At 32.0% G+C, this 13,803-nt stretch carries 9 protein-coding genes; all 9 read right to left on the reverse strand.

All coding sequences use genetic code 11. From position 1 onward, the window contains the following. The coding region (locus V5787_RS03785; protein ID WP_336891942.1) for a hypothetical protein at window positions 1–194 on the reverse strand (194 nt) is incomplete at its 3' end. 277 nt (window positions 195–471) lie between these two features. Further along, a complete protein-coding gene (locus tag V5787_RS03790) occupies window positions 472–2,331 on the reverse strand; it encodes an alpha-amylase family protein (RefSeq protein WP_336891943.1) in 1,860 nt (619 codons plus the stop codon). Window positions 2,332–2,334: 3 nt separating this feature from the next. Beyond that, entirely contained in the window at window positions 2,335–4,005 is a 1,671-nt protein-coding gene (locus V5787_RS03795) for an alpha-amylase family glycosyl hydrolase (protein WP_336891944.1), read from the reverse strand. Then, window positions 3,996–6,368 carry a TIM-barrel domain-containing protein gene (locus tag V5787_RS03800; RefSeq protein ID WP_336891945.1) on the reverse strand — a complete coding sequence of 791 codons (2,373 nt, stop codon included), beginning with the start codon at window positions 6,366–6,368 and terminating at the stop codon, window positions 3,996–3,998. The genes V5787_RS03795 and V5787_RS03800 overlap by 10 nt, the downstream gene beginning before the upstream one ends. A gap of 1 nt (window position 6,369) precedes the next feature. Next, window positions 6,370–7,332, reverse strand: a complete 963-nt coding sequence (locus V5787_RS03805) for an alpha/beta hydrolase-fold protein (RefSeq protein WP_336891946.1) — start codon at window positions 7,330–7,332, stop codon at window positions 6,370–6,372. Between the two features lie 322 nt (window positions 7,333–7,654). Then, window positions 7,655–9,964 (reverse strand): glycoside hydrolase family 65 protein, encoded by a 2,310-nt coding sequence (locus tag V5787_RS03810; RefSeq protein WP_336891947.1) that lies wholly within the window; start codon window positions 9,962–9,964, stop codon window positions 7,655–7,657. 137 nt (window positions 9,965–10,101) lie between these two features. Further along, window positions 10,102–10,755 carry a beta-phosphoglucomutase gene (pgmB, locus tag V5787_RS03815; RefSeq protein WP_336891948.1) on the reverse strand — a complete coding sequence of 218 codons (654 nt, stop codon included), beginning with the start codon at window positions 10,753–10,755 and terminating at the stop codon, window positions 10,102–10,104. Between the two features lie 2 nt (window positions 10,756–10,757). After that, window positions 10,758–12,131, reverse strand: coding sequence for an MFS transporter (locus V5787_RS03820; RefSeq protein ID WP_336891949.1), 1,374 nt, complete (start codon window positions 12,129–12,131; stop codon window positions 10,758–10,760). A 319-nt stretch (window positions 12,132–12,450) separates the two neighbouring features. Continuing rightward, complete coding sequence (locus V5787_RS03825; RefSeq protein WP_336891950.1) at window positions 12,451–13,467, reverse strand: LacI family DNA-binding transcriptional regulator; 1,017 nt, start codon at window positions 13,465–13,467, stop codon at window positions 12,451–12,453. Window positions 13,468–13,803: the final 336 nt, after the last annotated feature.

Genomic DNA, 13,803 nt, shown 5'->3' on the forward strand with positions numbered 1-13,803 from the left:
TACCAACTCTGCAAAAGACACATTTTAAAAAGAAACAAACCATCATAGCAAGGCTTACCAACGGCACTTTTACCCCTGGAATAGTCCTTGTCTATTATTTTTGAAATTAGATCCCAATCGATAAGAATATTTATTTGACTAAAAAATGCAGCTTTTATCCTTTCTTGTACGTAAATCACAAATGCTATCTGCAAAAGTAGGTGTTATTTGTAGTTTCATAACTTAAATATACGCCTTAATAAGCTAACAAACAATGATATAAAACCTAAGTTTGGATCTTTGTTTTTGTCATGTACCTTGCAACGGTCTTGTAATAATAATTTGGAATATTTTTTATTCAGATAAGCAATAAAAGCATAGCTCCGCTACGGTTCTATTTTTGTGTGAAATATGAATGAAAAAGAAACTAATTAATCAATCATTTTGATGTTTATTTGATATAACACGTGCCTAAGTCTAATAAGAGTAATTTTATTCAATTTTTAAAACTAAAGAACTGAATTCCTCAGGCTTAAATTTAAATTTTCCTTTTCCATTCTCAATAATCAAACTGTATATATCTTTCTTATACAATTGTTCCTTCAATTTATACATGCCATCCTTCAAATTTAATTTAGAAATTAGATCTTTAGGAAGCACCATTTCTATCTCTTCAAATGATTTCCCTTCAAAATTTGCTACAATTATTAATTTCTCCGAATCTGACCAACGTGCAAACGAAAAAAGGGGGGTAGAATACCTTTTATTTTGTTTTCTATTGTATGAATGCAAATCATAATACTCACCCATTAGTGCCGAACTCTTAACTGTAAAGTTCAACAATCTCTTGTAAAAATCACGAAGATTTTTTTCTTCAATTATCAAACCAGCTCCATCAAACTTACCTCTATTCATCCATCTTTGGTGAGCAGGGACTCCAATATAATCAAATATGGATGTTCTAGTAGCAGTTCCAAAACCAGCATTTTCTTCAGCTTTCTCTCCAACTTCTTGTCCAAAATAAATCATAGTTGGTGAAGTTGTTAAAGTTGCTGAAACAAGCATTGCTGGTATTACTTTTTTTGAATCACCTCCAAAACCAGGACTAGCAAAACGCTGCTCATCATGATTCTCTAAAAAATGTAACATATGATGTTCTATGTCTTCTAAATCTTTTACTATTGACGTAATATGATCCGTACTTCCTTTCCCTCTAACAATACTTTTTATTGTGTCATACAAAGCTACTTTATCATATAAATAATCCATCTTTCCTTTATGAATATAATCTCTATACAGAGCAGGGTTGTAGACCTCTGCCAGTAAAAACACATCTGGATTTTTAATTTTAAGAGAAGAATTCATATAGCTCCAAAACTCCACAGGAACCATTTCTGCCATGTCATATCTAAATCCATCTACTCCTTTGTCTAACCAAAAAAGTGTAATATCCCTAAATTTATTCCATGAATCTGGAATTTCTTTTCCTTTCCAAAAAGCATAATGTTCATTAAAATCTTTTTTATCAAAGTCATCAGGTAAACTCTCAAAATCATAAGATCCATCTGGTTTGATTCCGTAATTTATTTTTACGGTTTCATACCAATCATAAAAATTTGGTTGAGCCAACCTAGAACCATTACCCGTCCATTTCGCAGGTACTTCATAAAACTCTCCATCAATATCTTTATTTAATTCTCCTCCTAAAGGTTTATAATTATTTAAAAACTCTGGAACTTTAAATTCTTCTCCTACCACATAATAAAAATTATTATTTTTATCATATTCCATAGTCGTATCATCATTAACTCCAAAATCCACCACGCCAGCTGGATTCGTCAATCCTTTATATTTTCTAGCTATATGATTAGGAACTATATCAATAATTACCTTTAAACCCATTTTATGAGTTCTTGCTATCAAAGCTTCAAACTCTTGCATTCTATTTTCAGGATTCACCGCTAAATCAGGGTCAACATTATAATAATCTTTTACAGCATAAGGAGAGCCTGCCCTTCCTTTTACCACATCAGGATCGTCGTTTGAAATTCCGTACTGGGTATAATCTGTAACCATGGCGTGGTGCAATACACCCGTATACCAAATATGGGTTACCCCTAAATCTTTTATTTCTTTTAAAGCTACTTCAGAGAAATCTTCAAATTTACCTATGCCATTTTCTTCAATAGTTCCCCATGGTTTATTAGTAGTATTTGTATTCCCAAACAACCTTGTAAAAACTTGATACACAACTTTCTTGTTTTCTATCTCTAATGATTTAGATTTCTCATCTTGTTTCGAACAAGCCAAAACAGTAATTATTACAACTAAATAAACAACAATATATTTCATAAATTATTTCTTTAAGGCTAACAATACAATATCAAATGGTGAATCTATAATTACCATTCCTTTATCTACTACAACTTCTATATTTGAATAGGCATCTAACAAATGACTGCCATTTTCAAATACATCAGATACATTTAGTTTTTTAATTCCTTTAGTTAAATCCAAACCAACAACTACATTATCGACAAAGTTTCCCTTTGAGAAACGCCGTGAAAAACAATAAGGAGATTCTGAAATTATTTGATGAACCCCTGCTCCTACAGCTGGATGATCTCGTCTAAAACAGCCCAGTTTCTGCCAATGTTCCATCTTTAATTTTGTCCCTTTATCATTCTCTATAAGATCCCAATTCATAAATGAACGCAAATTAGCATCACCTTCTGCATTTTCAATTTCCAAAGGTCTGTCTGACTCATCACCATAATACACCTGAGAAATTCCTGGTGTTAATAAAAGTTTTATCGCAGATTCTCTATTTCTCTTTCTTTTAGGGTCAAAAGGTTGACTGTCATCATGGGAAGAAAAATAATTCATCACAGAATAGCCGTTTAACTCTGTATTTAGAATATTCGAATATCTCGAAAACAATTCTTCATACGATTTTTCTGCATTGTATTTAAATTCAAAATTGATAACACTGTTAAAACCATTTTCAAAATAATTTACTTTTTTGTCGCCAAAATCAAATGCTGTTGCAGTACTAATATTAAAATTATATACTTCAGCAACGGTAAAGAATTCAGAAGAATCCATAACTTTCTCTGGATTATTATTTTTCCAATCGGCAAATGCGTCGTTACAAATATCTTTAAATTCTTTCCAGACGTATTCTTCAGTATGTTTTACTGTATCAACACGATAGCCATCAATACCAAACTCAGTTATATAATCCGCTAGCCATTTCATTATATAAAACCTAGGTGCTCTAGGGTAACCTGTTTTTAAGAAGAAAACATCTAGCTCTTCAATTTCCTTTTTATACCTGCCTTCAGATTTCCATTTAGAAACCAATACCTCTGGCAACTCTACATCATTATTATTTTCTGTTTTAATATCTGGTAGATTTTCTACCAAAGTACATCTAACGGTAGATTCATAATCCTTATAAGTACAAGTAGGTTTTGTTCTTACCCAATCAGACTCCCAAACAGGATCTTTTTCAGTAACAGGTCCAATATGATTTACAACAGCATCAAGTACAATTCTTATTCCGTGTTTATGCGCTGTTTCTACCAAGTCTTTTAAGTCCTTTTTAGTTCCAAAATTTGGGTCTAAGCTAGTCCAATCACGAATCCAATATCCATGAAATCCATAAGTTACTCCTTGTCCTTCATTTACTGATCCCTTAATTTGCTCCATAATAGGAGTCATCCAAATTGCATTTATTCCTAAATCTGTAAAATATCCCGTTTTAATCTTTTCCGTAATCCCTATTAAATCACCTCCTTCAAAACCTCTTAAAACCCCAGTTTCTTCAGTTCTTTCAAAATTTACATCATTCGAAGTATCTCCATTATAAAACCGATCTGTAAGTAAAAAATAAACATTTGCCGCTTCCCAAACAAAAGGTGTTTTGGGATTGATTTCAACCTTTTTATTCAACTCACAAGATGTTGTAATTATAAGAAAACTCCAAACGATCAATCTTAGTGTGCTGTTCTTTTTTATAAACATATTTTTATTTTTTCTTGTTTCGTAACGGTTAATTTGACTTTTAATAATCCATCAGTATATTCAAAACTCGATGCCTTTCCATTCACCAAAACTTTTGTTGGCACTTTGGAAATATTATGAACTATAAGATGTACATTCTTTGATGTTCTATCGTTTAATATCCCAATTTCAGATTTTATTGAAATTTTTATCGTTTTTCTTTTTATGTCACTTTTAAAATGAAACAATTCGTAAGCTCCCTTTTCATAAGCTTTAGGGGTTTTTCCATTATCATTATATAATTGTCCTTTACTTTCTTTTATTTCATTGTCGTAATAAAAATGTAGATCAAAATTGATCAAAGAGTAATCATCCGTAGTCTGTATCGTTTTGATTCTTGGTATAAATGCACCCGCTCGAACAAAAGTTGGAATTTTATCATTTTTCAGGTTAATTATATGCTCAGACCCTGCTGTATATTTTTTATCTGTATAAAAATCAAACCAATTGTTTGTTGATGGAAAATATACATTCGCTTTTTGTTGGCCTTTTTGCACTACTGGATGCACTAATATATCTTTACCCCATAAATAAGTATCAGACAGCGTAAATAATTGCTCATTATTTGGCTCTTCAAACAACAACGGGCGCATCAAAGGGATTCCTTTTTGATTATTTTCAAAAGACATCGTATAATTATACGGTAATAATTGATAGCGTAATTCTATAGCTTTTTTAGCCAAAGCCTTTGTTTTCTCTTTTTTGAAAATCGGTTCTGAAGCTAATTCTTCTTGTGCATGAGGTCTAAATACAGGTTGAAATACACCGTATTGCAACCAACGGACATATAATTCATCATCTTCATAAGACCCCGCAAAACCACCTAAATCGGAATGCATATAAGCCATTCCTTGCATGCCCATTTGTAAGGCAATTTCCATTTGAGATTGCAAACCACCCCAAGTTCTATTTACATCTCCAGACCAGGGAATCATTCCAAATCTTTGAGATCCGGAATAACCAGCTCTCATCAATATAAAAGGGCGTTGTTCTGAGAAATCCTTTTGATAGCCGTCAGACACTAATTTAGCCCAATAATGACCATATACATTATGAACTTCATCTGCTGTTCCTTTAGCATGTAAAAGATCTTTTGGATGTACTTCAGGCTCACCTAAATCTCCCCACCAACCAGCAATTCCCCAGTCTGTATGTTTTTTATAAATTTCCCAAAACCAGTTTTTTCCTTCTTCTTTAAAAATATCTATCAGACCAGTACTTCCGAAATAGAAATCATAGACATAAGGCTTGCCTTTTTTATTCTTTGCTAGAATATCTTTTTCAACTGCATCATCCCATTTTTTAGAGGTCGTCAAAACAAAAGGTTCAGTAATCAGAACCGTTTTCACACCCAAATCCTTAAAATCAGCAATCATTTTTTTGGGAGTAGGAAATGAATCTTTTAAAAACTCAAAATTACCCATAGTCCCTTGAATATCTTTTCCAAACCAATACAAATCTAAAATAATAGCATCCAACGGAATTTTATCTTCTCTAAATTGATTTACGACATTACGAGTTTCTTCTTCTGAATGATAACCAAATCTACTTGCAAAATTACCAAATACCCATCTGGGTGGCAAAGGTTGTTTTCCTGTAAGTTTTGTATAAGAGTTTAATAATTCTTCCCAAGATTCTCCAACAATGACTTGGTAGGTTTTTCTTCCTCCTATCGTTTCGTAATTCAGCGAATTGTTCTTTTTACTATCCAAATCCAACCACCCTATTTGAGCATTGTCAAAATGAATCATATATCTTTTTGAAGACAAAACAATAGGCATGGTAAAATTCATTAATTTTGATTGGGTTTCATAGCCATAATCAGCTTTGTTATAAAGCTCCAAGCGATGTCCTCTTCTATTCATTCCAAGGGCTCTCGCTCCGCCACCATACAAAACTTCTTTTTCATCCAAAACAAAGTTTAATACCTCAAGAGAATCCTTTAGTATATAACCTATGTTTTCAGATATTATTTGTTTATTTTGATAGCTATAATTTATTTGAAAAGGTTTTTTTTGAATTCGAACATCAAGGTCACCTGAACTAAATCGAATTAAATCATTTGTTTCTTTAAAATTTGTTTTTACCGCTTGATTTTCTAAAACTACAGCATGCGATTTTTTTGAATACACTTCACCTAAAGGGATAAAAGAGGTTTCAATAATTTCATTTGAATAAAATTTTAAATTATAAGATCCATCATTTAGAATGATTTCCAAACTATTGTTCTTATACAAAGTACTTTTAAATATTCTATCATTATTTTGCGCCTGAGAAATCGTGACAAAAAACACAAGTAGAAAATAAATTATTGATTTAAACATATTATTTTTTTAATAAAAAAGTTAGTGGAATATCAAATCGTTTTTGCCAAGATAACTCAGTATGGTCGGCTCCTTCAAATTTCAAATTCTGAAAATTTTCATTTGTATATCCTTTAGATTGAAATAAAACATTTACCTGATCTTCAAATTGCACATAATATTGATCTAATGATTTAGTTCCAAAATCAAAATAAAATTTATGTGTTTTAGCAGCAGGCATATTGTCTTTTATATACCTAAAAAAACCATTTGAAATAAGATTCGTGTTTTCTTTGTCCCATTTCATTCCTATCCAATGTGTAGAAAGACAAGCGGCGCCAGAAAAAACATCAGGATACTCACAAATGGCATACATAGACATCAACCCTCCCATGCTAGAGCCAGCAACAAATGTATTTTCTCTGTTTGTCTCAACGGCATAGGTTTTATCAACATAAGGCTTTACCTCCTCCACTATAAACTTTAAATAGGCATCTCCATTAAATAGCTCTAAACTCATTTTATGATTGTTTTGCTCTGCAATAGTAAAAATAGAATTTAAAGATTTCTTTGGAATATAGTTTAGGGCTTTTTTGGGGTATAAATCGAAAAACCGACTCTTAGCAATAGAGTGAATTCCTACGACAATAAAAGGTTTTACCAAGCCTTTATTCATCAATTTAGTGGAAATTTCATCTACCTTCCATTCTTGTTGATTCCAAGTTGAAGTCTCGTCAAAAAGATTCTGACCATCGTGCATATACACAACAGCATATTTCTTTTCTTTTGAATAATTTTTAGGCAGCCAAACATCTACTGTTCTCGGAACTATATTATTCGATGGAAATTGTTTTATACGATCTATTTTCCCTGAACTTAGCACTCCCTTATATTCTGTTATAACCATTGTTTTCTGATCCTTTTTAACTTTCTTTTCTCCACAAGAAACTATCAAAATAAATACCATTATTAAAATATATTTCATTTTTACATTTTTGTTGTTCACCATAAACCTTTTTTCTACTTAAAATCCACCTATAAAACCCCAGTTTTGGCAATTGAAAAGTCCAAATTTAAAAACAAATAATTTTTATTTTCAGACCTTTCAACACCAACCAACTTAACCAAACTTTTATTTACCACACGAGTATAATCAGAGATATACCGAGAAACCAAAGCACCACTGAAAATTCTTATATTCCATGTTTAATCTCCAAAATTGTGGTGTTTTTAATTACTTCCGATTGAATTACATCAAAACAATTAATTAAAGTGGTTATTCAGGAAAAAAATTGTTTAACCTGCTTTTAAACTACCACGGTACAATCGTTTGCTAATACAATAAACTCTTCTCCTTTTATAAATATTTTTATACTTTTATCTGACTCATTCGTAAACTTACAATCATTTTGAGTTTTTTCAACTTTAATTGTGACTCCTCTAAAATTAATTTTAAAAGAATACGATTTCCATTCTTTAGGAATTTGAGGGTTAAATGTCAACTTTTCATCTGCCCAAACTCGCATTCCTCCAAAACCTTCAACAATTGACATCCAGGTTCCTGCCATTGATGTTATGTGTAAGCCCTCATCCACTTCATGGTTGTAATCATCTAAGTCCAAACGAGAAGTTCTTAAATATTGTTCATATGCCTTTGGAATTCTATCAATGGACGCTGCCAAAATAGAATGAATACAAGGAGACAAAGAAGATTCGTGAACAGTTAATGGCTCATAAAAATCAAAATGCTTTTCTATTTCTTCTTTTTGAAATTGATTTTCAAACATATAAAAACCTTGTAAAACATCTGCCTGTTTTATATAACAAGATCTCAATATCCTGTCCCATGACCATTTTTGATTGATAGGTCTATTTTTTTTGTCTAATTCCGAAGTAGGAATTAATTCTTTGTCTAAAAAGCCATCTTGTTGTAAAAAAACTTCATGCTTTTCACTATAAGGAAAATACATATTGTTCGAAACCTTTAACCAGGATTCAATCTCTTCTTTTGTAAGATTTGTCAATTCAATAATTCTTGAATAATCATCAGAATATTCTGTTTTTACTTTCTGTAAATTGTCAGCAGTATATTCAATACACCATTTCGCTAAATAATTTGTGTAAAAATTATTATTGATATTATTTTCGTATTCATTTGGTCCTGTAACTCCAAGAATTACATACTTGTTTCTATCTTGAGAGAAAGTTGCTCTTTGATGCCAAAAACGAGCGACTCCAATCATAACTTCCATTCCTAATTCAGGAATATAATTATAATCTCCTGTATAATTTACATAATTATTGATAGCATAAATCATGGCTCCATTCCTGTGAATTTCCTCAAAGGTAATTTCCCATTCATTATGACACTCTTCTCCATTCATAGTAACCATTGGATACAAAGCTGCCCCTTTAGTAAAACCTAATTTTTTTGCATTTTCAATGGCTTTACCCAATTGACTGTGTCGATATACCAAAAGATTCCTTGCTACTTTTGAATCTTTTGTCCTCATGTAAAAGGGAATACAATACGCCTCGGTATCCCAATAGGTACTTCCTCCATATTTCTCACCAGTAAAACCTTTAGGACCTATATTTAATCGGGCATCTTCTCCAGTATAAGTTTGACTTAATTGAAAAATATTAAATCGTATAGCTTGCTGGGCTTTTATGTCCCCTTCAATGACAATATCAGCTGTTTCCCATGCTTTAGCCCAGTAGGCAACTTGTTCTTCTAACAAGCTATCAAAACCAGTTTCCGATGCTTTTTGAATACTTTTTTTCGACTTAGAACTCAATTCATCGATAGCATAATTCATCGAATGAACATAACCTCCATATTTGTAAATTGTAAATGTTTCATTTTCTGACACCTCAGTAGTATAGGAAAACGAAATACTTTTTTCCTTCTTAACTACAGTCGGATATTTTTCTAGTTTTTCTTTATTTAATTCCAATTCAATGTACATTCCCGTACATACATGATACTCTGTCTTTAAGGTTTTTGCTAAAACCGAAGCGTAATTACCTTCGTGATTTACATCCAATATTTCCCAAAATAACTCGTCGTAATTTGTATCTTCATTACTAATTCCACCGTCTAAATAAGGCGAAAAAGTAACCTCTCCAGAGAAGTTCAAAGGAGTAACGCTGTAACGTATAGCACCTATTTCAGAAGTTGTCATACTTAAAAAACGTAGAGAAACAACGGCAACTTTATTCCCATTAGAAAGCTCTGCCTCAAAAGAACGTTGCAACCAACCTTCTTTCATATTTAATTCTCGCTTAAAGCAAGAAACTTTTACCTTTTGTAAATCTAATTCTATTCCTTTGATAAAAACACGAATACCTATCCAGTTAGGTGCATTTAATACTTTCGCAAAATATTCAGGGTAGCCATTTTTCCACCAACCAACTCTCGTTTTATCGGGGTAATACACTCCTCCGATATAACTTCCTTGAAAGGTCTCTCCAGAATAAGTTTCTTCAAAATTTGCTCTCTGTCCCATTACCCCATTTCCTATACTAAAAATACTTTCAGAAGAAGTAACCTTTTCAGGATCAAATCCTTGCTCAAGGATTGACCATTCATTTTCTATAATATAATTTTGATTCATTTTTTCTTTTTTTTTGCCTTAATACTTAAATAAAGGTAAGGTTTAGCCTTTTGAAGACTGATGTATCAATATCCAGCTTATAATAAGATTCAATACTTTTTTAAGTTAAGAACCCTACTTCAATAAAATTTATGATGTTAATTCAACAACCCCTTTGCATATTCAATAGTTAATTTTGAAGTACTAGACAACAAAAAGTCCGCTGCTCCAAGCATTTCTTCTTCTCCGATTCCCACACTCACCATCTTCGCTCTTTTAGCGGCTTCAATACCAGCAGCAGCATCTTCAATTACGATACAATTTTCTGGCTTCAGTTTCAGTTTTTCAGCTGCTATTAAAAAAACCTCAGGATTTGGTTTGGCTTTTGATACATCGTTTCCATCTACAATCGCCGTAAAGATTTCAAGAAGATTTACACCTTCTAATATGACCCTTGCATTTTTGCTCGCAGAACCTAAAGAAAAGGGAATATTGTTTTGTTTTAAAAACAACAACAATTCTTTAATCCCTGATAAAATATCACTCTCATCCATTTTTGCAACATAAGCCAAATAGCGTATGTTTTTTTCTTTCATATATTTCTCCTTTTCAAAATCTGTTAAAGTTACATCTCCTAAACTAAGAAGTATTTCCAACGATTTTCCTCTGCTAACCCCTTTTAGCAACTCGTTGTGCTCTTCTGTAAAATTAACTCCTAATTGATTTGCTAGCTCTTTCCATGCTAAATAATGAAATTTTGCAGTATCTACAATAACTCCATCCAAATCGAAAATAAAACCTTTTTCTTCCATCTTTATTCTGGTAATTGATAAGAAATAGCATTCTTATCTGTAATTAATAAATTGCATAAACCTGCTACAATAAGACTTATTCCTGCAATTACCATTGCAAAAATAGACTCATCACCTAATAATTTATACAGAAAGTTCACTCCTCCTAATGCTGCTATAATCTGAGGCAACACGATAAACATATTAAAAATTCCCATTATTACACCCATTTTTTTAGGATCTACAGAACTTGATAACATTGCATATGGCATAGATAAAATACTACCCCAAGCAATTCCTATTAACGAAAAAGATAAAATTAACCATGATGGAGAAGGAATGAAATACATTGATAAAAAACCAAATCCTCCCAAAATCAACGAAACTAGATGAACATACTTTCTATTGATACGTCTTTTTGCGGTATATAATACCATTAGCAAAGCAAAACCCATTGAAGACAATCCATAAACTCCCATATATGAACCTACCAAATCTGCAGCAGACTGATAGCTTCCATTGGCTTGTAAATAAGCTGTAGCCTCTGCTTCTATTTCCATATTATACTCGGCTTCTATAGGAGCAGGTGCACTAAATACAAATTCGGTTAATGCTGGCGTTGCTAAACTCCACATAGTAAAAAAGGCAAACCAACTAAAAAACTGAACCAAACCCAGTTTACGCATCGTAGATGGCATACTTCCAATATTCTCTTTGATGTCTGAAATAAAAGTTCCTTTTTTCTTTTTCTCTTCTTCAAAAGCCTCCATATCTTCGGGAGGATATTCTGAAGTTGTAAATATGGTAAATAAGATACTCGCCATAAAAACAAAAGCACCAATACCGAAAGCTATTTTAACTGACATGGGTAAAACACCTGGCCCTGCTTCATTACTAACTCCTAAATAAGTGATAAACCAAGGTAAATTACTCGCTGTCCAAGTTCCAATACCAATAATAAGAGTTTGTATTACAAATCCGTAAGACCTTTGTGAATCGTCTAACTTGTCTGCTACCAAAGCTCTAAATGGCTCCATACTGATATTTATGGAAGCATCTAAAATCCAAAGAAAACCTGCTGCTATCCACAATGTTGGTGAGTGAGGCACAAAAAACAAAGCTATAGAACTTAAAACAGCACCTATTAAAAAATAAGGACGTCGACGACCTAATTTTGGATGCCATGTTCTATCGCTTAAATAACCAATAATAGGTTGTACCAACAAACCTGTCAGAGGAGCTGCAATCCACAATAAAGGAATATCATGTTCATCAGCACCTAAGGTCTGAAAAATCCTTGACATAAAACCTCCTTGTAGTGCGAAACCAAACTGGATTCCTAAAAACCCAAAACTCATATTCCAAATTTCCCAAAAGCTTAGAATTTTTTTCTTCATCTTATCTATATTAACATTAGTTGAATGTTATCAGCAAATACAATTTCTTTTAGTCAAAATGATTTGACTCGAAGAAATGTGTAAAAAATTGTGATATAAATATAGTAAGGACAGTAGCGTCTTTATCTATATTTTAATGTGTGAAGAGTGAAATATTGATACAAAGTGAACGCTATGTTCAAGTACAAAGATAAATTATATTTTCTCTAAAAAACAAATGTTTTTTAAAAAAGTAATGAGAACCTAGTTCTCAAGACAGTCTAGACAACCTAATAGGCTAGATAAACACTCATAAAACTCATCTTCCAAAAAAAATAAATTATTTAGTAGATTCCCGAACTTTTAATGTTGTTGTGATTACTTTTGTTTCAAAAGGAGCATGTACATCCGTTTCCAAACGATCTACTAACATATTAGCAGCCTGCATTCCCATCGTAAAACCATGCTGCTCCATTGTTGTTATTGATGGCGTTGCGTATTGAGAAACTAAACCATCTGTAAACCCGATTACAGAAATATCTTCAGGTATGTTTAAGCCTCTTTTTTGGATTACTTTTATGGCTGTTGCCGCATAAATTTCGTTTACAGCAAAAATAGCATCTGGGTAGTCTTCTCTATTTACCAAACAACCAACCTGTTCTACAAGGTCTTTGTCTTTGTTTATTTTTAACACCAAAGACTCATCCAAAGAGAAACCTTTTTCTTCTAATGCCTTTTCATAACCCACTTTCCTTTTAAAAGCTACATCTACATAATCAGGAGTTGTAAGCATAGCAACTCTCTTAGCCCCTTTGTCTATTAAATATTTTGTGGCATTATAACCACCTTTGATATCATCAATAATTACCTTATCACAAGCAATCGTATCTTCAACTCTATCGAACAATACAAAAGGAATATCTTCTTCAATCAATTCTTGAAAATGCTTAAAATCTCCTTTACTCTGAGTTTCATTAGCCATTGCAACCAACAAACCGTCAACACTTCCATTTGCCAACATAGCAAGATTCATTACTTCTTTTTGATGTGATTCGTTTGACAAACAAACCATCACATTATAACCTCTCTCATTTGCAGCCTGCTCAACACCACTGATCACCTTTGAAAAAAAATGATGAGTAATTTCAGGAATCACAACCCCTAAAACCAACGTTTTTTGATTTCTGAGTTTTAAAGCAAAACTATTGGGTCTATAATTGTAATAATTTGCAAAAGCCTGAATACGTTCTCTCAGCTCCATACTTATTTCATTGCTGTTTTTCAATGATTTAGAAACTGTGGAAATAGACACGCCAAATTCTTTAGCGATAGCCTTAAGTGTTATTTTGGGTTTCATATAATTTATAATTGTTTAAATTATTGCTGAATATAGCAACGAAACAAACAAAGCTAATAATATTGGCATCAACCATTACTAACTTGTGAAATTTCTTGATTTTAAGTTTCTTTTTAATTAAAAAAACTCATATTAATGAAACAATATTACAAAATCAAACACATATAAAACATTTTTTTAATAAAAAAATAATGTATTATTAACCCGGAACCAATAGTTCTTTAATTAATATATTTTTTTGTATCTTTATTGATGGAAAAAACAGACTTACGAAGCGTGTCCGATCAAGAAAGAGAAATTATACGAAGGGATGCCATAAAAATGATAAATCGAGGA

It is taken from the genome of Flavicella sp. (assembly GCF_037132785.1).
Classification (GTDB): domain Bacteria; phylum Bacteroidota; class Bacteroidia; order Flavobacteriales; family Flavobacteriaceae; genus Flavicella.

Excerpts from the sequence above, each read along its gene's own strand:
- V5787_RS03795 (WP_336891944.1), bottom strand. The coding sequence starts at position 4,005 with ATGTTTATAAAAAAGAACAGCACACTAAGATTGATCGTTTGGAGTTTT.
- V5787_RS03825 (WP_336891950.1), bottom strand. The coding sequence starts at position 13,467 with ATGAAACCCAAAATAACACTTAAGGCTATCGCTAAAGAATTTGGCGTG.
- pgmB (WP_336891948.1), bottom strand. The coding sequence starts at position 10,755 with ATGGAAGAAAAAGGTTTTATTTTCGATTTGGATGGAGTTATTGTAGAT.
- V5787_RS03820 (WP_336891949.1), bottom strand. The coding sequence starts at position 12,131 with ATGAAGAAAAAAATTCTAAGCTTTTGGGAAATTTGGAATATGAGTTTT.
- V5787_RS03800 (WP_336891945.1), bottom strand. The coding sequence starts at position 6,368 with ATGTTTAAATCAATAATTTATTTTCTACTTGTGTTTTTTGTCACGATT.
- V5787_RS03810 (WP_336891947.1), bottom strand. The coding sequence starts at position 9,964 with ATGAATCAAAATTATATTATAGAAAATGAATGGTCAATCCTTGAGCAA.
- V5787_RS03805 (WP_336891946.1), bottom strand. The coding sequence starts at position 7,332 with ATGAAATATATTTTAATAATGGTATTTATTTTGATAGTTTCTTGTGGA.
- V5787_RS03790 (WP_336891943.1), bottom strand. The coding sequence starts at position 2,331 with ATGAAATATATTGTTGTTTATTTAGTTGTAATAATTACTGTTTTGGCT.